This window comes from Streptomyces sp. NPDC079141, assembly GCF_040686775.1.
Taxonomy (GTDB): Bacteria; Actinomycetota; Actinomycetes; order Streptomycetales; family Streptomycetaceae; genus Streptomyces.
The window spans coordinates 210,745-234,113 of record NZ_JBFBLP010000012.1; the positions used below are offsets into that span (position 1 = coordinate 210,745).

Annotated in this window: 24 protein-coding genes and 1 pseudogene; 16 read left to right on the forward strand and 9 right to left on the reverse strand. The window is 72.4% G+C overall.

Annotated features, from left to right (window positions below):
* Positions 1 to 101 precede the first annotated feature (101 nt).
* The 3 genes and pseudogenes from AB0Q90_RS28985 to AB0Q90_RS28995 form a co-directional block, all read right to left on the reverse strand.
* Positions 102 to 605: a nuclear transport factor 2 family protein gene (locus tag AB0Q90_RS28985; protein WP_363160976.1), complete on the reverse strand. Its 504-nt coding sequence runs from the start codon at positions 603 to 605 to the stop codon at positions 102 to 104.
* The gene (gene folP, locus AB0Q90_RS28990) at positions 602 to 1,507 is read right to left on the reverse strand and encodes a dihydropteroate synthase (RefSeq protein WP_363160975.1); all 906 of its coding nucleotides are present in this window, start codon (positions 1,505 to 1,507) and stop codon (positions 602 to 604) included. Before folP ends, AB0Q90_RS28985 begins: the two co-directional genes overlap by 4 nt.
* Before the next feature lie 227 nt (positions 1,508 to 1,734).
* A pseudogene (locus AB0Q90_RS28995) lies at positions 1,735 to 2,982 on the reverse strand (phosphatidylglycerol lysyltransferase domain-containing protein); the annotation flags it as partial.
* Between the two features lie 367 nt (positions 2,983 to 3,349).
* Between AB0Q90_RS28995 and AB0Q90_RS29000 the strand changes: the two are divergent.
* A complete protein-coding gene (locus AB0Q90_RS29000) occupies positions 3,350 to 4,612 on the forward strand; it encodes a hypothetical protein (RefSeq protein WP_363160974.1) in 1,263 nt (420 codons plus the stop codon).
* Positions 4,613 to 4,637: 25 nt separating this feature from the next.
* Here AB0Q90_RS29000 and AB0Q90_RS29005 read toward each other — a convergent pair whose 3' ends face one another.
* Positions 4,638 to 5,972 carry a PH domain-containing protein gene (locus tag AB0Q90_RS29005; protein WP_363160973.1) on the reverse strand — a complete coding sequence of 445 codons (1,335 nt, stop codon included), beginning with the start codon at positions 5,970 to 5,972 and terminating at the stop codon, positions 4,638 to 4,640.
* The gene (locus tag AB0Q90_RS29010) at positions 5,969 to 6,490 is read right to left on the reverse strand and encodes a PH domain-containing protein (protein WP_363160972.1); all 522 of its coding nucleotides are present in this window, start codon (positions 6,488 to 6,490) and stop codon (positions 5,969 to 5,971) included. Before AB0Q90_RS29010 ends, AB0Q90_RS29005 begins: the two co-directional genes overlap by 4 nt.
* A gap of 31 nt (positions 6,491 to 6,521) precedes the next feature.
* On the opposite strand from AB0Q90_RS29010, the gene AB0Q90_RS29015 reads away from it, so the two are divergent.
* Positions 6,522 to 7,673, forward strand: coding sequence for an NADH-quinone oxidoreductase subunit D (locus AB0Q90_RS29015; protein ID WP_363160971.1), 1,152 nt, complete (start codon positions 6,522 to 6,524; stop codon positions 7,671 to 7,673).
* Here the strand turns inward: AB0Q90_RS29015 and AB0Q90_RS29020 are convergent.
* Positions 7,638 to 8,738 (reverse strand): SAM-dependent methyltransferase, encoded by a 1,101-nt coding sequence (locus AB0Q90_RS29020; protein ID WP_363160970.1) that lies wholly within the window; start codon positions 8,736 to 8,738, stop codon positions 7,638 to 7,640. The two genes, AB0Q90_RS29015 and AB0Q90_RS29020, sit on opposite strands and share 36 nt — an antisense overlap.
* Positions 8,739 to 8,856: 118 nt before the next feature.
* Between AB0Q90_RS29020 and AB0Q90_RS29025 the strand changes: the two genes are divergently transcribed.
* From AB0Q90_RS29025 to AB0Q90_RS29035, 3 genes are all read left to right on the forward strand, one after another.
* The gene (locus AB0Q90_RS29025; RefSeq protein WP_363160969.1) at positions 8,857 to 10,059 is read left to right on the forward strand and encodes a sensor histidine kinase; all 1,203 of its coding nucleotides are present in this window, start codon (positions 8,857 to 8,859) and stop codon (positions 10,057 to 10,059) included.
* A 65-nt stretch (positions 10,060 to 10,124) separates the two neighbouring features.
* The gene (locus AB0Q90_RS29030; protein ID WP_363160968.1) at positions 10,125 to 10,796 is read left to right on the forward strand and encodes a response regulator transcription factor; all 672 of its coding nucleotides are present in this window, start codon (positions 10,125 to 10,127) and stop codon (positions 10,794 to 10,796) included.
* A gap of 33 nt (positions 10,797 to 10,829) precedes the next feature.
* Positions 10,830 to 11,462, forward strand: coding sequence for an AAA family ATPase (locus AB0Q90_RS29035; protein WP_363160967.1), 633 nt, complete (start codon positions 10,830 to 10,832; stop codon positions 11,460 to 11,462).
* A 26-nt stretch (positions 11,463 to 11,488) separates the two neighbouring features.
* On the opposite strand, the gene AB0Q90_RS29040 is transcribed toward AB0Q90_RS29035, so the two are convergent.
* Positions 11,489 to 12,592, reverse strand: a complete 1,104-nt coding sequence (locus AB0Q90_RS29040; protein WP_363160966.1) for a DUF5937 family protein — start codon at positions 12,590 to 12,592, stop codon at positions 11,489 to 11,491.
* A 153-nt stretch (positions 12,593 to 12,745) separates the two neighbouring features.
* On the opposite strand from AB0Q90_RS29040, the gene AB0Q90_RS29045 reads away from it, so the two are divergent.
* On the forward strand, positions 12,746 to 12,949 hold the full coding sequence (locus AB0Q90_RS29045; RefSeq protein WP_363160965.1) for a hypothetical protein: 204 nt from the start codon (positions 12,746 to 12,748) through the stop codon (positions 12,947 to 12,949).
* Here AB0Q90_RS29045 and AB0Q90_RS29050 read toward each other — a convergent pair.
* The gene (locus AB0Q90_RS29050; RefSeq protein WP_363161169.1) at positions 12,939 to 14,093 is read right to left on the reverse strand and encodes a beta-eliminating lyase-related protein; all 1,155 of its coding nucleotides are present in this window, start codon (positions 14,091 to 14,093) and stop codon (positions 12,939 to 12,941) included. The two genes, AB0Q90_RS29045 and AB0Q90_RS29050, sit on opposite strands and share 11 nt — an antisense overlap.
* 271 nt (positions 14,094 to 14,364) lie before the next feature.
* On the opposite strand from AB0Q90_RS29050, the gene AB0Q90_RS29055 reads away from it, so the two are divergent.
* From AB0Q90_RS29055 to AB0Q90_RS29100, 10 genes are all read left to right on the forward strand, one after another.
* Positions 14,365 to 15,285 carry a DUF2520 domain-containing protein gene (locus AB0Q90_RS29055; protein ID WP_363160964.1) on the forward strand — a complete coding sequence of 307 codons (921 nt, stop codon included), beginning with the start codon at positions 14,365 to 14,367 and terminating at the stop codon, positions 15,283 to 15,285.
* On the forward strand, positions 15,282 to 16,283 hold the full coding sequence (gene panC, locus AB0Q90_RS29060) for a pantoate--beta-alanine ligase (protein WP_363160963.1): 1,002 nt from the start codon (positions 15,282 to 15,284) through the stop codon (positions 16,281 to 16,283). The genes AB0Q90_RS29055 and panC overlap by 4 nt, the downstream gene beginning before the upstream one ends.
* Positions 16,280 to 17,992, forward strand: a complete 1,713-nt coding sequence (locus tag AB0Q90_RS29065) for an L-aspartate oxidase (RefSeq protein WP_363160962.1) — start codon at positions 16,280 to 16,282, stop codon at positions 17,990 to 17,992. Before panC ends, AB0Q90_RS29065 begins: the two co-directional genes overlap by 4 nt.
* A 5-nt stretch (positions 17,993 to 17,997) precedes the next feature.
* The gene (gene nadC / locus AB0Q90_RS29070) at positions 17,998 to 18,984 is read left to right on the forward strand and encodes a carboxylating nicotinate-nucleotide diphosphorylase (RefSeq protein WP_363160961.1); all 987 of its coding nucleotides are present in this window, start codon (positions 17,998 to 18,000) and stop codon (positions 18,982 to 18,984) included.
* A gap of 16 nt (positions 18,985 to 19,000) precedes the next feature.
* Positions 19,001 to 19,798, forward strand: coding sequence for a type III pantothenate kinase (locus AB0Q90_RS29075; RefSeq protein ID WP_363160960.1), 798 nt, complete (start codon positions 19,001 to 19,003; stop codon positions 19,796 to 19,798).
* Between the two features lie 174 nt (positions 19,799 to 19,972).
* The gene (locus AB0Q90_RS29080; protein ID WP_363161168.1) at positions 19,973 to 20,632 is read left to right on the forward strand and encodes a hypothetical protein; all 660 of its coding nucleotides are present in this window, start codon (positions 19,973 to 19,975) and stop codon (positions 20,630 to 20,632) included.
* Between the two features lie 125 nt (positions 20,633 to 20,757).
* The gene (locus AB0Q90_RS29085; protein WP_363160959.1) at positions 20,758 to 20,934 is read left to right on the forward strand and encodes a hypothetical protein; all 177 of its coding nucleotides are present in this window, start codon (positions 20,758 to 20,760) and stop codon (positions 20,932 to 20,934) included.
* A gap of 179 nt (positions 20,935 to 21,113) precedes the next feature.
* A complete protein-coding gene (locus AB0Q90_RS29090) occupies positions 21,114 to 21,554 on the forward strand; it encodes a BlaI/MecI/CopY family transcriptional regulator (RefSeq protein ID WP_363160958.1) in 441 nt (146 codons plus the stop codon).
* Positions 21,555 to 21,563: 9 nt separating this feature from the next.
* The gene (locus AB0Q90_RS29095; protein WP_363160957.1) at positions 21,564 to 22,112 is read left to right on the forward strand and encodes an amino-acid N-acetyltransferase; all 549 of its coding nucleotides are present in this window, start codon (positions 21,564 to 21,566) and stop codon (positions 22,110 to 22,112) included.
* A gap of 219 nt (positions 22,113 to 22,331) precedes the next feature.
* Entirely contained in the window at positions 22,332 to 22,667 is a 336-nt protein-coding gene (locus tag AB0Q90_RS29100) for an Lsr2 family protein (protein ID WP_363160956.1), read from the forward strand.
* Here AB0Q90_RS29100 and AB0Q90_RS29105 read toward each other — a convergent pair.
* Complete coding sequence (locus tag AB0Q90_RS29105; RefSeq protein WP_363160955.1) at positions 22,646 to 23,257, reverse strand: SCO3374 family protein; 612 nt, start codon at positions 23,255 to 23,257, stop codon at positions 22,646 to 22,648. The two genes, AB0Q90_RS29100 and AB0Q90_RS29105, sit on opposite strands and share 22 nt — an antisense overlap.
* Between the last annotated feature and the right edge of the window lie 112 nt (positions 23,258 to 23,369).

Here is a 23,369-nt window from a genome sequence, read left to right on the forward strand (position 1 = left end):
TCACGGGTTGGTAGCCGCCCCTACCCAGGGGTGCGTGATTCCAACCACTTCTTGGTCCCTGTGGGCGGATCCGCGGTGTGGCCCAAGGGGCGCCTACCCACTCAGGAGGGTGTGTCGTCGCCTTCTTCCTCGTCGGTTTCGGCCAGAACGGGCGAGGCGTGGTGGGACCAGAGTTTCCAGCCTGCCGGGGTGCGACGGAAGACATTGGTGGCGACGACCAGCTGGCCGACGAGCGGGCCCAGCTCCTCGCCGCCCTCGGGTGCGGGACCGCCGCTGAGGATGTTCTCGGTGCAGGTCACCAGCGCGGTGTCGCCGGTGACGGACACGTGCACGTCGGTGAGGAAGAACTGGATGTAGTCGGTGTTCGCCATGATCAGCGCGTACGACCTCAGGACCTCGCCGCGGCCGGTGAGCACCGGCCAGCCGGGGTGCACACAGGAGATCACTCCGGAGTCGGCGGGGTCGTGGTAGGTCTCGTCGACGCCGAGGTCGGAGGGGGTGAGCCAGAGGGAGGACACCTCCTCGAAGTCGCCGCGTTCCAGTGCCTCGTAGAAGGCGGTGTTGGCGGCTTCTACCTGCTCGACGTCGGTGTGGGGGGCGCTCACCGGGCTCCTTCGGAGGAGTGCGAGCCCGGCGCTCGGTGGATGTCGCGCGCCCCTTCTACGGCGCGCGCAACGCGTACCGCGTCCGCCGTCGCGTGCACCTCGTGCACGCGCACTGCCCATGCGCCGGCGTGCGCCGCGAGCGCGGACACGGCGGCCGTTGCGGCGTCGCGCTCGCGCGCGGGCGGCGGCGCGCCCTCCGGGCCGGCCAGCACACGGCCGAGGAACCGCTTGCGGGAGGCGGCGACGAGCAGCGGGTGGCCGAGAGCGAGCAGCCGGTCGAGGTGGGCGAGGAGGACGAGGTCGTGCTCGGCGTCCTTGGAGAAGCCGAGGCCGGGGTCCACGACGATGCGGTCGGGGGCGATGCCGCCCGCCAGAACGGCCTCCACGCGCGCGTGCAGTTCGTCGACGACCTCGGTGACGACGTCGTCGTAGACGCCCTTGACGTTGCCGCCTTCGAGGAAGCCGCGCCAGTGCATGACGACGAAGGGGGCGCCGGCGTCCGCGACGACCGGGATCATCGCGGGGTCGGCGAGGCCGCCGCTGACGTCGTTGACAAGGGCGGCGCCGGCCGCGAGGGACTGTTCGGCGACGGAGGCGCGCATGGTGTCGACGGAGATCGTGACGCCCTCGGAGGCGAGACCGCGGACGACCGGGATGACGCGCTTGAGCTCCTCGGCCTCGTCGACGCGGGTGGCGCCGGGGCGGGTGGACTCGCCACCGACGTCCACCAGGTCCGCGCCCTCGGCGACCAGGGCGAGGCCGTGCTTGACGGCGGCCGTCGTGTCGAACCAGCGGCCGCCGTCGGAGAAGGAGTCCGGGGTCACGTTCACGACTCCCATGACCGCGCAGCGGTCCCATTCCGGAAGTCCTGCCACGCGCGCGCGTCCGCTCTGCTTGCTCATACGTTCAGCGTAGGCCCCGGGAGGGGCGGTTCGGTCGTGCGGCCCGGACGGAAGCCCCTGGGGACGTGGGGGAGCGGGGGAGCTTCCGTCCGGGCCTGTCCGGGGGGTCATGCCGCGCGGACGTTGTGTTCCTTCCTGGTGCGGGCGCAGGGGTGCGCGCGAGCGGTGCGGTGGCGCGGGGAGTGGGGCAGGGCCACGTCGACGAAGCGTGCGCCGCGAGCGCGGTGGCCCAGTGCCACGGAGGAGCCACGTCCGGTGTCGGTGGCGCGGCGGATGCGGTCCGGTTCGGCCCGGCCGAGGTCACGGACGTGTCGTACCCGGGTCGCGTAACCGGCTCGCTCGATGCGCGTGACCATGTGGCGCACGGTGCGCATCGAGCGGCCGGTGAGCGAGAAATCCGCGACGTCCACCACCGCCTCGTCGCCGAGTTCGAGGGCGTCCAGGCCGGTCTCGCGGGTCCACACCGCACCGCCCGTCTCCGAGCAGCCCATGACGGCCGGGGTCCACGAGTGGGCGCGGGCCTCGTCCATGAAGCGCTCGATCGCGCCCGGCCAGGCCTCCATGTCGCCGATCGGGTCGCCGCCGGCGAGCATCACACCGGAGACGACGCGGTAGGTCACCGCCGCCTTGCCACTGGGGGAGAAGACGACGGCCTTGTCGCGGCGCAGCGCGAAGTGGTCGGCGGAGTCGCGTCCGCCGTGCTTCTCCAGGAGGGCCCTCAGGCGGGCCTCGTCCTCCTGCGTGAGGCGCGCGGCCGGGTGTTCGGGACGGAAGGCGAGGTAGATCGTGGTGACGGCGGTGAGCAGGCCGAGGGCGCCCAGGGAGAAGGCGACGGTCCACGTCGCGGTGCCCTGGTAGGCGACGGGGCCCTCGAAGCCGAACAGGCCGTACAGAACGTGGGTGATGCGCTCGGCCAGGCTCGGGTTGCCGATCAGGCTCCCCGGGTGGGCGCTGACGATGACGAGTCCGAGGGCAAGGGAACCGGCGCCCATGAGGACGAAGTTGGCCAGCGCCCGCCACCGGCTGCTCGGGTCGGGCAGGGCCGCGAACCGGTCGCGGTGGCGCAGCACGGTCGCCAGCAGGACGAGCGGGACGAGGGCGCCCAGCAGGGAGTGCCGGTAGGCGAACTGGGCCACGGCGCCGGCCGGGAGCAGTGCCACCGCGGCCCGCCACGCCCGGCGCTTGCCCTGCTTGAGGCCGGGCGCGAGCAGCAGTAACAGCACGCCGGTGCTGAGCGAGAGCGCGGCCGCGAGCGGGCCGAGCGCGCCCGGCAGCACCTCGGCGAGGGTGTGCACACGCGTGTGCCGGAAGTGCGGGAAGACGCCCACGGCGATGTCCAGAAGGCCTACGAGGGCACAGGCCCTGCCGATGAGAAGGGGGGCGGCCTCGGGGCGCGGGCCGCGCAACAATCGGCGTGCCCGGCCCGACAGCTGCGGGATTGCGCCCGGCACTTCCTCATCCGTCCTGACAGACATCGCATCCCGTAGTTCTGCGAGAGACCTTGGATCCGGTGCCGATTCGGGCATCCGGCGACATTGCGCCCTCTAGGACGGCGTCTTGGGGAGCGAGGTTCACTCACCTCGTCAAAGCCGGTTCAAAGGCCGGGGAAAGTCCCGGGCAAGAGCGGGGCGGAAACGTCACTGGTCGTCAGCAGCAGCCGGATCGACGAGTTCCGGACCGATTGCCGGACGGGGCCGACAGCCGGAAATGATCTTGTTCTTTGCGGGCGTGGTCCTATTCCGGAGCGCTTCTGATTCCTGATGACTCGTGAAGGCTGCGGGATGGCTGTGTTTTTACGGGGCGGGCCACCAAGATTCGCCTACGCGCGGTAAGTTTCTGGCCATGCCACGTGGACGTCACCGCCATTCCCCGCCCCTGCACAGGCTGCTGCCCCCCTCGGCGATCGCCGGCGTCTCGCTCGTCTGCGCCGTCGGCCCCTGGGTGTTCTCGGAGGCCATGGTGCTCCGCGGACTGGCCGCGGCTGCCGCGGCGACGGCGGTCATGGGCGCGGTCGTCATGCGCCGCTGGGACGCGCAGGCGGGCAAGCAGGTCGCCGACCTCACGCGTGCGCGTGCGAGCGACGAGTGGCGTCACGAGGAGCGGGTCGCCGAGCTGGAGACCGACCTGGAGGAGTCGCGCGAGCTGCGCGGCAAGCTGGAGCAGCGGCTGCGGGCCAAGCGCTCGGAACTCGCGGGCCTGCGCAACGAACACGCGGCGCTGCTGCGGCGGTACGCCACGGCGGAGACCGAGCGCGCGAGCGCCCTGGAGGGCCGCCGGCTGCTGGAGATAGAGGCAACGGTGCCGTCGCGCGCGCTGCCGCCCGCGCCGGCGCCCGTGGACGAGCAGGAGCCGGAGAAGGCAGGGGCCGTGGCAGCCCGGGCCGAGGCGGAGACCGAGGGCGACACCGAGGCCGAGGTCGCGGCGGAGGAAGCGAGCGCCCCGGCGATCTTCTCGCCGGAGGGCTCCCAGCTCTTCCTGCGCGCGCGGGCGGCGCTTTCGCGGTTCGACGGCGAGGACGCCCCCAAGGCGGACGGCGACGCGCCGACGGCTTCTGCACCCACGCGGAACGACGGCCCGGCGCAGTCCGATGCCTCCGCGCAGTCCGATGCCCCCGCGCAGAACAGCATCCCGGCGCAGAGCGGCGGCTCCTCGAACGACGAGGCCGTGACGGCCGGTTCAGCCGCGCAGGAGGACGAGGCGCAGGGGAAGCCCGAGGCGGTCGACGGGCAGGAGCACACGCGCGCGGCCGCCGCCACCACGAACAGGCCGGCCCTGCCCGCCCAGCAGCCCACCGGGCACTTCGTCGCCCCGACGGCGGTGGCCGTCGTCCCGTCGGCGCCCGCGCGGCGCCCGATGGTCGAGGGCGGCTTCGACTTCTTCGGTACGAAGCAGGGGGAGCCCTCCTCCGCTCTGGAGGACGTGCAGAACGAGGACCTCGCCGACGTCGTCGGCCAGGAGGCGCTCGCGCTCCACAAGGCCGAGGCGGAGGCCCAGTTCAAGCCGGCGGACGAGGAGTCCCGCGGCATCGGCCAGGTGATCGACCTGACGGCTCACGACGAGACCGAGCAGATCGACGTACAGGGCCTGCGCAGCGCGGTTTCCTGAAGCCCGGCGAGCGGGGCCGGCGGTGCTACGCCATCCACCGGTCGGGCCGTGCGTCCCGCCGCCCCGTGTGTGACCTCTCCGCCTGACTCCGCAACAGCTCCGCGGCCTCCTCAACGGCCCTGAGCCGTGCTGTCACGGTCTTGTTGGCGCCCGTGTCCACATGCACGTGGGCGAGGCCCAGACGCCGCTGCCAGGGGCCCTGTGCGAGCCGTACGCTCTGCACCTTCGCGTGCGGCACCAGCGCCAGACTGCGGCTCAGCAGCCCCTCGTGCGCGGCGAACACCCCGTCGGTGACGGCAAGGCCGTAACCCCGCCACCACAGGGGCACGCGCCACCTCGCGCGCCGTGGCGGCCGGGAGAGCGCCGCGTCCGGGGGCACGGTCACGCCGGGCAGCACGCGCGCGACGACCGCCTCGGCGATCTCGCGCGGCGCGACCGGCACCAGGACGGAGTTGGACGAGCCGGCGACGTCCAGCTCGACCCGCACCCACCCGCGCCGCCGCCACAGCAGGGGCCGGACGAGGCGCACGGTCTGCACCCGCCCCGGCGGCACCGTCTCGTGGACGCGGTCCAGCAGCCCGCGGTCGATGCGCAGCCCGTCGGGGGAGTCGGCCACCGTCCAGTCGTACTCGGCGACGAACCGGCCCACGCTGCTCGCGCCCGCAGCGCCGAGCAGCGGCACGGCGGTGGCCAGGACCGTCCACACGCTGTGGGTGGCCAGCCACAGCACCGGCGGTACGACGAGTGCGGCGGCCAGCGTGCCCCAGGTGGCGCCCGTCAGCACGAGTGAGCCGGCGAGCACGCCCGGGGGCACGCGCAGCAGCTCGCGCGCCGGCGCTTCACCGACTTCATGCGCCGTCTCGGGCGCGAATCCGGCGGCGCGTGCGAGGAGTTCCGCGCGGAGCGCACGCGCCTCGCCCGCGCCCAGGAAGGCGAGCTCGTCCTTCTTGTCCGTGCCGACGACATCGAGTTTGAGCTTGGCGACGCCCGCCACGCGCGCGAGGAGCGGCTGGGTGACGTCGATGGCCTGGATCCGTTCGAGCCGGATGTGCGCGGTGCGCCGGAACACCAGCCCGGTGCGGATGCGCAGTTCGGTGGTGGTCACCGCGAAGTGCGTGAACCACCAGGTGAGGAAGCCGTAGAGGGCGGCTGCCGGAAGGATGACGGCTACCGCGATCAGCAGGGTGGTCGTCGTCAGCCGGGTCAGCTGGCGCTGCGTCTGGTCGGGGTCGTGCACCGCCCACCCGATGAGTACGGCGACCGGCGCCCACGCCCGCCGGAGCGGGGTCACGGGATGCAGCCGCCGCTCGGTGACGGGCGGCTTCTCGCGTACGTCGTCGTCGACGCCCGGCGCCGTCACAGCCCCGCCGATCGGGCCTCGCCCAGCTCGGTGAGCCGGTCGCGCAACCGTTCCGCCTCGGCCGGGTCGAGGCCGGGGATGGTCGCGTCGGTCGCCGCGGCGGCCGTGTGCAGTTGCACGCTGGCCAGCCCGAAGTGCCGCTCGACGGGCCCGGAGGTGACCTCGACGAGCTGCATGCGCCCGTACGGCACGACGGTCTCCTCGCGCCACAGCACACCCCGGCTGATGAGCAGGTCGTCGGCGCGCTCGGCATAGCGCCAGGAGCGCCAGTTGCGGCCCAGCATCACCCAGCCCCAGACCATCGCCGCGAGGGGCAGCAGCGCGAAGGCGGTCCAGGCGGGTCCGACGACGAGGCCGAGCAGCACCGCCAGGCCCGCGGCCAGCAGTCCCAGCCACACCACCAGCAGCATCCGTCGCATGCGCAACAGCCCTGGCGGCAGTCCGGTCCACACCGGCTCGTCCCCGTTGGTCCCCGTGCTGCCCGTGTGCACCGAGTTTTCCGGGCTCCCCGTCTCCATACGGCCAGCGTACGTAGGACAGACTGTGTCCATGACTCCTACGACGGAGACCATGGTCGGGATCGGCGGCGCCGCGGAGAGCACCGACATGGTGCTCAACATCGGGCCCCAGCACCCGTCGACGCACGGCGTGCTGCGGCTCCGGCTCGTCCTGGACGGCGAGCGCATCACCAGCGCGGAGCCGGTGATCGGCTATATGCATCGCGGCGCGGAGAAGCTCTTCGAGGCCCGCGACTACCGCCAGATCATCATGCTCGCCAACCGTCACGACTGGCTGTCGGCGTTCTCCAACGAGCTGGGCGTCGTCCTCGCCGTGGAGCGCATGCTCGGCATGGAGGTGCCCACGCGCGCGGTGTGGACACGCACGCTGCTGGCGGAGCTGAACCGCGTGCTCAACCACCTGATGTTCCTCGGGTCGTACCCCTTGGAGCTGGGCGGGATCACCCCGGTCTTCTACGCCTTCCGGGAGCGCGAGACCCTCCAGAACGTCATGGAGGAGGTCTCCGGCGGCCGTATGCACTACATGTTCAACCGCGTCGGCGGCCTCAAGGAGGACCTGCCGGCCGGCTGGACGACACGCGCGCGTGCCGCCGTCGCCGCCGTGCGCTCGCGTATGGACGTCTACGACGACCTGGTCCTCGGCAACGAGATCTTCCGGGGGCGCACGCGGGGCGTGGGCGCTCTCACGCCGGAGGCCGTGCACGCGTACGGCGTGAGCGGGCCCATCGCGCGCGCCTCGGGCGTCGACTTCGACCTGCGCCGCGACGAGCCCTACCTCGCGTACGGGGAGCTCCAGGACACCCTGAAGGTGGTGACCCGGCGGGACGGCGACTGCCTGGCCCGTTTCGAGGTGCTTCTGGAGCAGACGCACAACGCCCTCGACCTCGCAGACGCCTGCCTGGACCGGCTCGCCGACCTGCCGCCCGGACCGATCAATCAGCGGCTGCCCAAGGTCCTCAAGGCGCCCGAGGGGCACACGTACGCGTGGACCGAGAACCCGCTCGGCATCAACGGCTATTACCTGGTCAGCAAGGGCGAGAAGACCCCGTACCGGCTGAAGCTGCGCTCGGCCTCGTACAACAACATCCAGGCGCTGGTCGAGCTGCTGCCGGGCACGCTGGTGGCGGACATGGTGGCGATTTTGGGGTCACTGTTCTTCGTGGTCGGGGACATCGACAAGTAGCTCCCCGGGTGGCCCGCCGAGGGGCGCGTCCGGAATGCCGACCGGCTGGAGCAGCCAGCCGAAGTCGCCGAGTCCGCCGGCTGCGGTGAGCTCGGCGGCCTCACCGGCGCGGGCGAGGGCGCGGACGTACTCCGTGGGTTGCGTGGCTGCGAGCGTGAGCGGGGGGCGTGCGCCTGCGAGGCCCAGGGCGCGCAGGGCGTCGCGCTGGAGCATCAGGCGCGGGCTCGGCAGCGCGCGCGCCGTCGCGGACACTTCCACGCGTGCCCGCGCAGACGCCCTCGCTCCCGCCTCCGCGCACGCGTCCAGCGCGACATGCGCCGTGATGTCGCACGACCCGTCCGGCACCGGCGCCGTCTCGCGCCCCTCCCGGAACCCGGTCAGCGTCCCGAACAGGGGGCGCGCGTCCGCCGTGTGCGCGTAGTCCACCGCGACCGTGAGCCCCCGTTCGACCGACGCGACCGCCGAGGCCCAGGCGTCGTCCCGGGGCAGCCCGATCTCCGCCCGCAGTCCCTCCTCGGCGGGCAGCGGCCACCACCGCGCGAGCCACTCCGCGTCCGCACCGGCGACCGGCTCCCCGAGCCGCTCGGTCCCGTCCCGCGTGACGAGGACCTGCCGCGGTACGCCCGCGGAGTCCGTCTCCGCCACGTCCACGGGGACGTTGTCGAGCCACTCGTTGGCGAACAGCAGCCCGGTGATCGCCTGCGGCGGCTCGGGCAGCCACTCGATCCGGTGATCAAGGTCCACGGGACGGTCGGCGATCTCGACGGCGTACCCGCGCGCGCGGGCGGCCACGTCGGCGGGCAGTGCGGCGAGCACGGCGGTGACCAGTTCGCCCCGGCCGGCCGCCATGTCGACGAAGTCGAGCGTCGCGGGCCTGCCCAGTGCCTCGTCGACCCGGCACAGCAGCCGGGCCACGGCCTCGGCGAAGAGCGGCGAGGCGTGCACGGAGGTACGGAAGTGCCCGGCAGGGCCCTCGGGTCTGCGATAGAAGCCGTGCGGCCCGTACAGCGCCTCCCGAGTCGCCGCCCGCCACCCCAGCCATTCGCCCGTCGCCTCGTGCGTCACGGGCCCAGGCTAAGCGCACAGGGGAGCGGGGCCTCCACCTTGCGGAGTACGCGCGCCCGCTGCGGATCGACCCTTCGGTTGACCCCTGCACACGTCACGCTTCCCTACGCTGGGTTACGTGCAGCGCCTCTATGACTTCCTCCGCAGGCACCCGACATGGGTCGACAGCTTCTGGGCCGTCTTCCTGTTCGGGATCTCGGTGGTGTCCGGAACCGTGCAGCAGGAGGTCGAAGGCGTCGACTACCAGGTCGCCGCCGTGCCGATCGCCCTGCTGCTGAGCCTGGTGATCGCGCTGCGCCGGCGCATGCCGGAGAGGATGCTGCTGCTGGCCGTCGCGCTCGGCGTGGCGCAGCTCGCGCTGGACGTCGAGACGATGCCCGCGAACTTCGCCATGCTGGTGATCACCTACACCGTGGCCGCGACCGGCGCCCGCTGGGCCTCCAGGCTGGCGCTGGCCGTCGGTCTGTGCGCGGCGCCCCTGGCACAGCTGCGCTGGCCGGAGAACGAGTCGAGCCTCCTCGGCACCATCGCGCTCATCGTCTTCACGACAGTGCCCTTCGCCCTGGCCTGGGTGCTCGGCGACTCGATACGCACCCGCCGCGCCTACTTCGCGCAGCTGGAGGAGCGCGCGACCCGGCTCGAAAAGGAGCGCGAGGCGCAGGCCAAGGTCGCGGTCGCCGCCGAACGAGCCCGGATCGCGCGCGAGCTGCACGACGTGGTCGCGCACAACGTGTCGGTGATGGTGGTCCAGGCCGACGGCGCCGCCTACGTCCTGGATGCCGCGCCGGACCAGGCGAAGAAGGCCCTGGAGACCATCTCCTCCACCGGCCGCCAGGCCCTCGCCGAGATGCGCCGCCTGCTCGGCGTGCTGCGCACCGGGGAGCACCAGGAGGGCGGCGAGTACGTCCCGCAGCCCGACGTCGAGCAGATCGAGGACCTCGTCGAGCAGTGCCGTACCGCGGGCCTGCCGGTCGACTTCAAGGTCGAGGGCACCCCGCGCCCGTTGCCCAGTGGCGTCGAGCTCACCGCGTACCGCATCGTGCAGGAGGCGCTCACCAACACCCGCAAGCACGGCGGGCCGAACGCGGGTGCGAGCGTGCGCCTGGTCTACTTCGACGACGGCCTCGGTCTGCTCGTGGAGGACGACGGCAAGGGCGCCCCGCACGAGTTGTACGAGGACGGTGGCGTCGACGGCCAGGGGCACGGCCTGATCGGGATGCGCGAGCGGGTCGGCATGGTCGGCGGCACCCTGGACGCGGGCCCCCGCCCGGGCGGAGGATTCCGCATCAGTGCCCTGCTCCCGCTCAAACCCGTGCACTGACGCCTGCCCATGCCCTGTGTTGACACCTGTAACGGCCTTGTAGACGGACACGGAAGAGGACTCCGATGACGATCCGCGTAATGCTCGTCGACGACCAGGTGCTGCTGCGCACCGGGTTCCGGATGGTGCTCGCCGCCCAGCCGGACATGGAGGTCGTCGCGGAAGCGGGCGACGGCGTCGAGGCCCTCCAGGTGCTGCGGACGACCGCTGTGGACGTGGTTCTGATGGACGTGCGCATGCCGAAGCTGGACGGCGTGGAGACCACCCGCCGCATCTGTCAGGACGCCAACCCGCCGAAGGTGCTGATCCTGACCACCTTCGACCTCGACGAGTACGCCTTCTCCGGGCTGAAGGCGGGCGCCTCGGGCTTCATGCTCAAGGACGTGCCGCCCGGCGAGCTGCTCGCCGCCATCCGCGCCGTGCACAGCGGAGACGCGGTGGTCGCCCCGTCGACGACCCGGCGGCTCCTGGACCGGTTCGCGCCCATGCTGCCCTCCACCGGCAAGGAGCCGCAGCACAAGGAGCTGGAGCGGCTCACCGACCGCGAGCGCGAGGTCATGGTGCTGGTCGCCCAGGGCCTGTCCAACGGCGAGATCGCGGCCCGGCTGGTCCTGTCCGAGGCGACCGTCAAGACGCACGTGGGCCGCATCCTGACCAAGCTCGGGCTGCGGGACCGGGTGCAGGTGGTGGTGCTGGCCTACGAGACGGGCCTCGTGCGGGCCGGCGGTCAGGCCTGAGCGGCCACCCGGGCCGCCGGTAGGGTCGGCGGCATGCTCCTGTGGATCAACGGGCCCTTCGGGGGCGGAAAGACACAGACCGCGTACGAGATCCGGCGCCGCCTGCCCGGCAGTGTCGTCTGCGACCCCGAGCACGTCGGCTTCGGGCTGCACCGCATGCTGCCCCCGGACCTGCGGGGCGACTTCCAGGATCTGGCGTCCTGGCGGCAGGGCGTCGTCGAGGTCCTCGATCTGGCCCTGACGGAGCACGACGGCGTGGTGATCGCGCCCATGACGGTCACCGACTCCGGCCACTTCGCCGAGACCGTCGGACGACTGCGCGAACTCGGCCACGACGTACGCCACTTCACCCTCCTCGCCGAGCGTGCGACCGTCCTGCGGCGGCTGCGCGAGCGCGGCCTGGGGCACCTCCCCCAGTACATCGCCGGAAAGAACGCCGGGCTGCGCCGCGAGAGCTGGGCGGTGCGGCAGCTCGACCACTGTCTGGAGCGGCTGCGCGAGCCGGAGTTCGCCGAGCACCTGTGGACCGACCACTCGACCGTGCCGAGGACGGCGGAGCGCATCGCCGGCCTGGCCGGGCTGCGGCTAGGCCCGAACGACGAGGGCGCGCTGCGGACATGGCTGCGGCAGGCGGGTGTCGGGATCCGGCACATCCGGTTCGACTGACCGCGCGGCGCGTCCTCGGCGCGGCCTCAGCGCAGCAGTGCCTCCAGGAAGTCGCTGCCCAGGCGGGCCACCGCCGTGACGTCCAGCTGGTGCAGGACGTAGCGGCCGCGGCGGCGCGTGGTGATCAGGCCGGCCTTCTTCAGGACGCCCAGGTGCCGGGATATCTCGGGGGCGGTCATGCCGTGGATCTGCACCAGCTCGCCCGTGGTGTACGTGGAGCGGGCGAGGTTGCGGCACAACTGCATGCGCACCGGGTGGGACAGCGCGGTCATCCGCAGGGTCAGCTGCTCGACGGAGGGCGGTGCGGCGATCCCGGGGGAGCCGACGGGGTAGTGCAGGACCGGGTGCCAGCCGTGCCGGTGGAGCACCATCAGGTGGGGCCAGCCCAGGCTCGTCGGCACCAGGAGGAGGCCGTCGCTCTTGATGGAGCTGTGGCCCTGGCGCAGCTTGTCGATGGTGATCCGGCCGGCGCTCTCGTCGACGGCCACCGACGGGGACACCGAGGCCAGGGCCTCGGCGAGCCCCCGGTGCCGCAGGAGGTCGGTCTTGTGCCGGGCGTCCGCCGCGAGCTGGTGGCGCAGCCGGGACCAGGTGTCCGCGAAGAAGACCTCGTCGCAGTCCTCAAGGAACTGCCGCAGCCAGGCCCGGATCTGCGGCGGGTCGTCGAACAGCCGCAGCGTGAACCGCAGCTGCTGCGGCCCGCGCGCAGCGGCGAGCTCCAGGGCACGCTGCCGCAGCTCCGCGTCGTCGAGTACGGAGGGCCCCTCGACGGCGTACGGCAGGGCGCAGGTGAACTCCAGGGCTGCGTCCACGAACTGGTCGTCCGTCAGCTTGTCCAGGAGGTCCAGGTCCTCGGCGAGCGTGGCGCCGGGCAGCGCACCGCCGGGCAGGCCCGCGTAGGGCAGGAAGAGGTCCGAGAACGTCGTCCGCCACAGGAAGTCGGCCTCGCACATCCGGTCGGCCAGGTGCGGGTCGAGCCGGGCGGTCACGCTGGTCGCCCAGCCCTGCAGCCCCGGGTGGTGGCCGGGCTCGGACAGCGCGTGCAGCGCCATGCCGAGCTCGGCCAGGGGTGAGGGCACGACGGCCACCCTCTCCGGCCGCAGCCCCGCGATGTCGATCGTCACGCTCATGCCCTCATGGTGCACCCCGCCACTGACAACGCCGATCCCGTTTGACGTCCGCCGTCAATCGACGCGACTTCGCGGCTTGAGGGGCGCAGGCTGGAAGCACCGGGGCAGCCGCGGAGCCTTCCGGAGCCATCACCACGTCCCGAAGAGGCCGCCATGAGCATCACCCAGCAGTACCTCCTCGACACCTACCGCGCACGGCAGCACGGCGAGCCCGACCCGCCGGCGCCCGGCGCCCACGACCGGCAGGTCGTGCGGGAGTGGCGAGAAGTCCGGCGGTTCCGGGCGGTCCTCGCCGGCCGTCCGGTCCGCGGGCGGTGGTGGTCGGCCCCGGGCCGCGGGCCCCGCCCTACCCGCTGACCTCCTCGGTCAGCCGGGCGACGAACTCCGCGACCGCCGTGCGCACGTCGCCGGCGGTCCACTCCAGGCCGGCGGCCCGCACGTACACCTCGGTGCAGGACAGACCCGGCCCCTGGGCGTCCCAGGCGTTGGCGAACAGAAGGGTCTCCGTCTCCTCGCCCTGCCGGACTGCCGCGCGGGAGAGGGCTTCGCTGTCGTACGGCAGCCAGACCTGGAACTCGTTGGTGTGCGGCTGCTCGGGGTGGACGCGCGCCCAGGGCACTCCGGCCGCCGCGAACCCCTCGCGCAGCGCGGTGGCCACCACGCGCGCGTGGCCCACGTACTCGGGCAGCCGCGGCAGCTCCCGCTCAAGGCCGGCCAGGGCGGTCAGCGCCGTGGGGAACTGCTGGAACACCGAGCCGCCGTAGCGGTGGCGCCATGCCTTGGCCTCCTCCACGAGCGTTGCCGGACCGGCGAGGGCAGCGCCTCCGTAACCGTCCAGGGACTTGTAGAACGACACGTAGACGCTGTCCGCCAGGTCCGCGATCTCGTCCAGCGGGCGGTCGAAGTGGACGGTGGACTCCCACAGGCGCGCGCCGTCGAAGTGCACCACCGCGTCGCGCTCCCGCGCCGCCTCGACGGTTTCGAGGAGCTCCTCCCAGGAGGGCAGGACGAAACCGGCGTCCCTGAGGGGCAGTTCCAGCATCAGCGTCCCGAAGGGCTCGTCGAGGTCACGTACCTCGTCGGCGGTCGGCAGCCGCGGTTCACCGGTCACCCGGACCGGGCGCAGTCCGCTGACCTGGCTCAACGCGTGACGCTCGTGCACTTCGGGATGGGCCAGCGCGTGCAGGGCGACGGTTGCGTTCCCGGTGCGGCCCGCCCAGCAGCGCAGCGCCACCTGCTGGGCCATCGTGCCGGTGGGGAAGAACGCGGCGGCCTCCTTGCCGAGCAGCCCGGCGACCTTCTCCTCCAGGGCGGCGACGACGCCGTTGCCGTAGAGGTCCGCCTGCTCGTCCAGGTCGTACAGCTCCTGCGCCTGTTCCAGCAGGGCAAGGCGCTCGCGGAGCGTGCCCAGAAAGCCGGGGCGTGCGAGTACATGCTTCGCGCCCCTGTACGCGCTGATGCGCCGCTCTCGTAGGCGCTTGCGCCGTTCCTCGTCGGACATCTGTTCCGATGGGGGCGCACTCGGCCCCGGCGTCTGCGCGCCCCGCTCCACCGTGTCCGTGCCCTGCTCCGCCGTATCACTCATGCTCGGATGATGGCGCCCTTCGACGGACCGGGGCACTCGCATTTCCGAGGGCCGCCGCTTCTTGTGGCGACGACTCTCGGAAACCCACAGCCTGTGGACAACCGGACGCCCCTCGAACCGATCGCGTTAACATGACGAGAAATCGTCCGGTACCCAGAGCGGACTGGAACGGGAAGGCCGCCGTCGCGTGAGTACAGTCCAACAGCCAGATCCGAAGGACCGCCCCGCGCGGCTCACCGTCGGCGTCGTCGGCGCCGGTCGGGTGGGCCCCGCGCTCGCCGCGTCCCTCCAGCTCGCCGGGCACCGTCCGGTGGCCGTCTCCGGAGTCTCGGACGCCTCCCGGAGAAGGGCCGCGCAACTGCTGCCCGACGTGCCCCTCGTGCCGCCCGCCGAGGTCCTCCGGCGCGCCGACCTGGTCCTGTTGACCGTCCCCGACGACGCCCTGCCCGGCCTTGTCACCGGCCTCGCCGAGACCGGGGCCGTACGCCCGGGCCAGCTGCTCGTGCACACCTCCGGGCGATACGGCGCGAAGGTCCTGGACCCGGCCCTGCGCGCGGGCGCGCTGCCGCTGGCCCTGCACCCGGCGATGACCTTCACCGGCACCCAGGTGGACGTCCAGCGCCTCGCGGGCTGCTCCTTCGGCGTCACGGCACCCGAGGAACTGCGGCTCGCTGCCGAGGCCCTGGTCATCGAGATGGGCGGCGAGCCGGAGTGGATCGCCGAGGAGATGCGCCCGCTCTACCACGCGGCCCTCGCCCTGGGCGCCAACCACCTGGTGACCCTGGTCGCCCAGTCCATGGAGCTGCTGCGCGCGGCCGGAGTCGAGGCGCCCGACCGGATGCTCGGCCCGCTGCTCGGCGCCGCCCTGGACAACGCCCTGCGGTCCGGCGATGCCGCGCTGACCGGTCCCGTCGCGCGCGGGGACGCGGGCACTGTTGCCGCGCACGTCACGGAGCTGCGCAAGCACGCCCCGCAGACCGTCGCCGGCTACCTGGCGATGGCGCGCGCGACCGCCGACCGGGCGCTCGCCCACGGCCTGCTCAAGCCGGAACTCGCCGAAGACCTGCTGGGTGTGCTTGCCGACAGCACCAAGGGAGACGCGGGATGACCACCACCCTGCTGCGCACCGCCGACGAACTGCACGCACGCGCGCGTGTCGGCCACCGTGCCGTCGTGATGACCATGGGAGCCCTGCACGAGGGCCACGCCACCCTGATCCGCACCGCGCGCGAGGTCGCCGGCCCGGACGGCGAGGTCGTGGTCACGGTCTTCGTGAACCCGCTGCAGTTCGGCGCGGGCGAGGACCTCGACCGCTACCCGCGCACCCTCGAAGCCGACCTCAAGATCGCCGAGGAGGCCGGTGCGGACGTCGTGTTCGCGCCCTCCGTGGACGAGGTCTACCCGGGCGGCGAACCCCAGGTACGCCTCAGCGCGGGCCCCATGGGGGAGCGCCTGGAGGGTGCCGTGCGCCCCGGACACTTCGACGGCATGCTCACCGTCGTCGCCAAGCTGCTCCATCTCACCCGCCCCGACGTGGCGTTCTTCGGCCAGAAGGACGCCCAGCAGCTCGCCCTGATCCGCCGCATGGTCCGTGACCTGAACTTCGGCATGGAGATCGTCGGCGTGCCCACCGTGCGCGAGAACGACGGCCTGGCCCTGTCCAGCCGCAACCGCTACCTCTCGCCCGCCGAGCGGCGCACCGCCCTCGCGCTGTCCCGGGCGCTGTTCGCCGGCCAGGACCGGCACGCCGCCCAGGAGGCGCTGCGCGCGCGGGCGCGCGAAGTACCCGCCACGCACGCGCGTGCCGAAGCGCTCAGCGCCCTCGGGGAGTCCCGCGCGGCCGCCGACACGCACGCCGTCGCGAAAGCCTCCCCCGGCGGCCCGACGGCCGTCCGCGCCGCCGCCCGCCTGGTGCTGGACGAGGCCGCCCGCCTCGACCCGCCGCTCGCCCTGGACTACCTCGCCCTCGTCGACCCCGACGACTTCACCGAGATCGACGACGACTTCACCGGCGAGGCCGTCCTCGCCGTCGCCGCCCGGGTCGGGACGACCCGGCTGATCGACAACATTCCCCTCAGGTTCGGAACCTTCGGAGCCGCCTCGTGACCAGCACAGGCATACGACTGCACGCACCCGCGCCAGGGTGGTCCATCGACGCGGACGTGGTGGTCGTCGGCTCCGGCGTCGCCGGTCTGACCGCGGCCCTGCGCTGCGAGGCCGCCGGCCTGACGACGGTGGTCGTCACCAAGGCCCGCCTCGACGACGGCTCCACCCGCTGGGCGCAGGGCGGCATCGCCGCCGCGCTCGGCGAGGGCGACACCCCCGAGCAGCACCTGGACGACACCCTGGTGGCGGGCGCGGGCCTGTGCGACGAGGAGGCCGTACGGATCCTCGTCACCGAGGGGCCCGACGCCGTGCGCCGGCTCATCGAGACGGGCGCCCACTTCGACGAGTCCGAGGAAGGCGGCCTGGAGCTCACCCGCGAGGGCGGCCACCACCGCCGCCGTATCGCGCACGCCGGCGGCGACGCTACCGGCGCGGAGATCTCCCGGGCGCTCGTCGAGGCCGTACGCGCGCGGGGCATGCGCGCCATCGAGAACGCGCTCGTCCTGGACCTGCTCACCGACGCCGACGGCCGCACCGCCGGAGTCACGCTGCACGTCATGGGCGAGGGCCAGCACGACGGCGTGGGCGCCGTGCACGCCCCCGCGGTCGTCCTCGCCACCGGTGGCATGGGCCAGGTCTTCTCCGCGACCACCAACCCGTCGGTGTCGACCGGCGACGGCGTGGGGCTCGCCCTGCGCGCGGGCGCGGAGATCTCCGACCTCGAATTCGTGCAGTTCCACCCCACGGTGCTGTTCCTCGGCCCGGACGCCGAGGGCCAGCAGCCGCTGGTCTCCGAGGCCGTGCGCGGCGAGGGCGCCCACCTGGTGGACGCCGACGGCGTGCGCTTCATGGTCGGCCAGCACGAACTGGCCGAACTCGCGCCCCGGGACATCGTCGCCAAGGGCATCATGCGGCGCATGCAGGAGCAGGACGCCGAGCACATGTTCCTCGACGCCCGGCACTTCGGCGCCGAGATGTGGGAGCACCGCTTCCCGACGATCCTGGCCGCCTGCCGCGCCAACGGCATCGACCCCGTGCACGAGCCCATCCCGATCGCCCCGGCCGCGCACTACGCCTCCGGGGGCGTGCGCACCGACTCCCACGGCCGCACGACCGTCCCCGGCCTGTACGCGTGCGGCGAGGTCGCGTGCACCGGCGTGCACGGCGCGAACCGGCTCGCGTCCAACTCCCTCCTGGAGGGCCTGGTCTACGCCGAGCGCATCGCCGCCGACATCGCCGCGAGCCATGCCGCGGACGGCCTCCACGCGCGCGTGCCGGAACCCGTCCCGTACCCCGAGACGCCGGCCCACCCCCTCCAGGCCGCCGAGGCGCGCTTCACGATCCAGCGGATCATGACGGACGGCGCGGGCGTGCTGCGCTCGGCCGAGTCCCTCGCCCGCGCCGCCGACCGGCTCCAGCAGCTGCACGCCGAGGCGCGCGACGCCCTCGACGAGAACGGCAAGACCGCCGAGCCCGGCGTCGACACCTGGGAGGCCACCAACCTCCTGTGCGTGGCCCGTGTCCTGGTCGCCGCCGCTCAGTTGCGCGAGGAGACGCGCGGCTGCCACTGGCGCGAGGACCACGCCGAGCGCGACGACACCAAGTGGCGCCGCCACATCGTCGTACGGCTGAATCCGGACCGCACACTCGCCGTACGCCCCACCGATACCGCAGACTTCCCCCCGACCCGGCAGCCCCAGGAGCAGTGACAGAAGTGAGCACCCCCGACCTCCCCCTCGCCCAGGACGGCGGCTGCGGCGACGGCTGCGCCTGTGGCGCGGACACCGAAGAGACGCACGAGTCGTACATGGAATGCGGGCTCGACCCCGCGCTCGCCGAGCTCCTGGCCGACGCCGGCCTCGACCCCGTTGAGGTCGAGGACATCGCCAACGTCGCCATCCAGGAGGACCTCGACCACGGTGTGGACGTGACGACGGTCGCGACCATCTCCGAGGAAGCGGTCGCCACCGCCGACTTCACCGCGCGCGAGGCGGGCGTCGTCGCGGGCCTCAGGGTTGCCGAAGCGGTGATCTCCGTGGTGTGCACCGACGAGTTCGAGGTCGAGCGGCATGTGGAGGACGGCGACCGGGTGGAGGCCGGGCAGAAGCTGCTGTCGGTCACCACGCGCACGCGTGACCTGCTGACCGCCGAGCGCAGCGCGCTGAACCTGCTGTGCCGCCTGTCGGGCATCGCGACCGCCACGCGCGCGTGGTCGGACGTCCTGGAGGGCACGAATGCACGCGTGCGTGACACGCGGAAGACGACGCCGGGGCTGCGGTCGCTGGAGAAGTTCGCGGTCCGCTGCGGCGGTGGCGTGAACCACCGGATGTCGCTGTCGGACGCGGCCCTGGTCAAGGACAACCACGTGGTCGCCGCGGGCGGGGTTGCGCAGGCCTTCAAGGCCGTACGGGAGGCCTTCCCCGAGGTGCCGATCGAGGTCGAGGTCGACACGCTGCACCAGCTGCGGGAGGTCGTGGACGCGGGTGCCGACCTGATCCTGCTGGACAACTTCACGCCCGGGGAGTGCGAGGAGGCGGTGGCGCTGGTCCACGGGCGGGCGGCGCTGGAGGCCTCCGGGCGGCTCACGCTGGACAACGCCAAGGCGTACGCGGACACGGGCGTCGACTACCTGGCCGTAGGAGCGCTGACGCACTCCTCGCCGATCCTGGACATCGGGCTGGACCTGCGAGCGGCGGAGTAGGGAGCGGGAACCGGCCATGCTGCTGACGATCGACGTAGGCAATACGCACACCGTCCTCGGACTGTTCGACGGCGAGGACATCGTCGAGCACTGGCGCATCTCCACGGACGCGCGCCGGACGGCCGACGAGCTGGCGGTGCTCCTCCAGGGCCTGATGGGCATGCACCCGCTCCTCGGAGAGGAGCTGGGCGACGGGATCGACGGGATCGCGATCTGCGCGACGGTGCCGTCCGTGCTGCACGAGCTGCGCGAGGTGACGCGCCGGTACTACGGCGACGTCCCCGCGGTGCTGGTCGAGCCGGGGGTGAAGACCGGGGTGCCGATCCTCACGGACAACCCCAAGGAGGTCGGCGCGGACCGGATCATCAACTCGGTGGCGGCGGTCGAGCTGTACGGCGGCCCGGCGATCGTCGTGGACTTCGGTACGGCGACGACGTTCGACGCGGTGTCCGCGCGCGGGGAGTACGTCGGCGGGGTCATCGCGCCCGGTATCGAGATCTCCGTGGAGGCGCTGGGCGTGAAGGGGGCGCAGCTTCGGAAGATCGAGGTGGCGCGGCCGCGGAGCGTGATCGGGAAGAACACGGTCGAGGCGATGCAGTCCGGGATCGTGTACGGGTTCGCCGGTCAGGTGGACGGGGTCGTGAGCCGGATGGCCCGGGAGCTTGCGGACGACCCCGAGGACGTGACGGTGATCGCCACGGGTGGGCTGGCGCCGATGGTGCTGGGCGAGTCGTCGGTGATCGACGAGCACGAGCCGTGGCTGACGCTGATCGGACTGCGGCTGGTCTACGAGCGGAACGTGTCGCGGATGTGAGGCGTGGGGTGGGCGCCGGGGCCGCGTCAGGAAGGGCCGTACGCGCTTGCCGCGCGCCCTCCGCCCCGGCTCAACCGGGTGGCTCCTCCGCGCCACACCCTCTCCCTATGTCGAGTTTGTCTGATTAGCGCGTATCGTCGCCGCATGCCCACGCCATACGGATCCCGCGGCGGCATGGCGTTCGGCGTGGAGGAGCTGCGTGTGCTCCGCCGCGCGCTCGCCCTCGCCCTGAACCCCGACCCCGCCCCGGCCGAGGACGTCCAGGACTGTCTCCGCCTCGCCGACTCCCTGGACGAAGCCATGCGCGAGGGTGCCCGGCTGCGCGCCTTCCTGGTGGCCGACCTCGCCCGGTACCGCGCCGCCCTTCCCGGCACCGCCGCCGGCTATCTCGCGCTCCTGGAGGAGGCGCTGGGGTCCGGGTACCGCCCGGAGGCGGACGATCTCGCCGGCCTGCGCGCCCTGCGCGGCAATCCCGTCGCGGCGGTTCTGCTGAGCCGCTGCCAGGTGATGGCCGAGCACGACGTACGCGCCCGTCTCGCGCGCTGCACCGGCCGCCAGGTCCCCGAGGTCCCCCCGACCGTCCCCGCGTCCCGTACCCGCCTTCTCGCCCTTCCGGGCGGCCTTTCCGCGGCACCCGTCGCCGACGCGGAACAGGATCCCGCCGAGAAGCCCGCCAAGGAGCCCGCGACGAGGCCCGCGGAGAAGCCGGCCACCCCTGAGCCCGCATCCCCCGAACCGGCCCGTCGGCCCATCCCCACCCCGGGCGAGGTCTTCCCCCGCCGCAAACCGGCCCCGCCGTCCGCGAACCCGCCCCAGCAGCTCGCGGCCGGCTGAGCGGCGCGGCCCCCGGCGGTGGGGGCACGGTCCCCACCGCCCTCCGCCCCGCCCCGACCAGCCCGAACTCCCCGACCCCCCAACCCCGCTCAACCCCGCCCTTTCCCCCTGGCTAACCTGGACGCATGGACTACGTCTCCGCGCTCGTGCCCCCGGCCGTCATGGCCGTGTTCTTCGTCGGTGTGATCCGGGTGATCGTGAAGACCCAGGGCGGGGCCAACAAGGCCAAGGAGGACGCGGCCGTCGACGCCGCGCTCGCGCGCGCGGAGGGTGCCCGGCAGGGCTCCGCCGCCGACTCCTGAGGCGCCCACCTCCGACGGCGCCGGCCACCGAGGCCGGCCGTTCCGTGGCGTACGACTCCCCGCGCATCCCGCGTTTTTCGAGTCGTACGCCCTTTTTGTTCCTGTTTGCCGTTGAAAGTGCACGTCCGGCACGCCAATCCCGGCATCTCCCACTATTGTGCTGAGTTGTGCCTCGCCCATTGGGAGAACTCGAAGACGCGGTCATGACGCGGGTGTGGAAGTGGAACCGCCCGGTGACCGTTCGAGAAGTCCTTGAAGATCTTCAGCAGGAACGGTCCATCGCGTACACCACGGTGATGACCGTTTTGGACAATCTCCATCAGAAGGGCTGGGTGCGCCGGGAGGCGGAAGGCCGGGCCTATCGATATGAGGCGGTGTCCACACGGGCCGCCTACGCCGCCGCGCTGATGAACGACGCGTGGTCGCAGAGTGACAACCCCGCAGCCGCCCTCGTCGCCTTCTTCGGCATGATGAGCGACGAACAGCGACAAGCCCTGTCGGACGCCGTGCGTATCGTCCAAGGCCCGGAAACACCGGAAGTGTCGCAGGGCACTCCGGATACCGGGCCGGATACGGCGGGACAGAACCCCGGCTCGGCGACGGAGGCCGACGGGCGATAGCGTCCGCTCATGTCTGCACAGAGCTCCTCCGCAGAGAGCCCCGAAGTCACCGCAAAAGCCATCACGGTCCGGCGGGCCCGTACCAGCGATGTCCCGGCCGTGCGCCGTCTCCTTGACGCCTACGTCCGCGGCGGCATCCTGCTCGACAAAGCCATGGTGACGCTTTACGAGGACATCCAGGAGTTCTGGGTCGCGGAACGTGACGACAACGCCGAGGTCGTCGGCTGCGGCGCCCTGCACGTGATGTGGGAAGACCTCGCGGAAGTTCGTACTCTCGCGGTGAAGCCCGGCCTGAAGGGTGCCGGTGTCGGGCACCAGTTGCTGGAGAAGTTGCTGCAGACAGCGCGCTGGCTCGGTGTTCGCCGTGTTTTCTGTCTGACCTTCGAAGTCGACTTCTTCGGCAAGCACGGCTTCGTGGAGATCGGTGAGACACCCGTCGACACAGATGTGTACGCGGAGCTGATGCGTTCCTATGACGAGGGCGTCGCGGAGTTCCTCGGTCTCGAACGAGTGAAACCGAACACCTTGGGCAACAGTCGGATGCTTCTGCATCTGTGATCGCCGGGTAAGCCGAACCACCGACCGCGGTGCCCTATGTCCGAAACGCGCATGTTTCCGGGCTGGGTACGGGCTGCGGGTCTCTCCCAGGGGTTTGTGTTTTTCCGGCAAAAGCGGTTTGCTTTCCGACGTACTGCAGTAGTGCATATAACAGGGGACGGCGAAACGGCGGACGCCGCAGACCCCAGGTCCTCAAAGTTATCGATGAAAGGAAATCCGGTGGCACAGAAGGTTCAGGTCCTTCTTGTCGACGACCTCGACGGCGGCGAGGCGGACGAGACCGTGACGTTCGCGCTGGACGGCAAGACGTACGAGATCGATCTCACGACTGCCAATGCGGACAAGCTCCGTGGCCTTCTCGACCCTTACGTGAAGGGTGGTCGTCGTACCGGGGGCCGTGCTTCGGGTGGGCGTGGGAAGGCGCGCGCCGCTTCCGGCGGCAGCCAGGACACCGCGCAGATCCGCGCGTGGGCGAAGGAGAACGGCTTCGAGGTCAATGACCGCGGCCGTGTTCCCGCCTCCATTCGCGAGGCCTACGAGAAGGCCAACGGCTGAGCGCACGCGCGCCGCAGCCGCAGCCGGTGGCACTGCGTGGCCACCGTGTCCAGAAGTCGTACGAGATCGGGGGCGCCCCCACCGCCCCCCACGGCCGACAGCGTCGGCAGCGAGGCCTCGACCTCGCTTTCCGGCTCGGGGGGCCGCAACCAGACGGCGGTCCCCTGCGGGGTGCCGGGGCGGCCCAGGGGAAGCGGCCGCCCGCCGGTCGCGCCCGCCGCCGGGGGCTCGGGCGCGTCCATGAGACCGCCCTCGCCGAGCGCCGTCAGATCGAGCGCCAGCGAGCCCCACTCCAGCCAGTCCAGCACGCCCGGCAGTTCCTCCGCGCTGCCCGCGGCCAGCAGCAGCCGCATCCGGTCGCCCCGCACCGCCACCGGAGAGCCCGGCGCCAGATGGCGCAGCGCGGCCCGGCCCGCCTCGGCCGGCACGTCCAGGACGTCGAAACGCAGGCCCACGACAAGTCGCAGGGGGCTCCCGGGCACCGTTTCCCACCCCAGTTCGTTCTCGTACCAACGGCGGACCTGATCGCTCGCATCGAGCGGCCGGCGAGGGAGCGGGACCGTGGTGACCGGGGGGAGGCTGGCAACCATGCCAAGTGCAACCGCCGGAAGGCCCTGCGGGTTACGCTGGGTGTTCTTGCGAATGCACAGAGTGCCGATGGAGGGGGCGTGCGGGGGTGCGGGGAGGCGCAAGGTTGTTCGC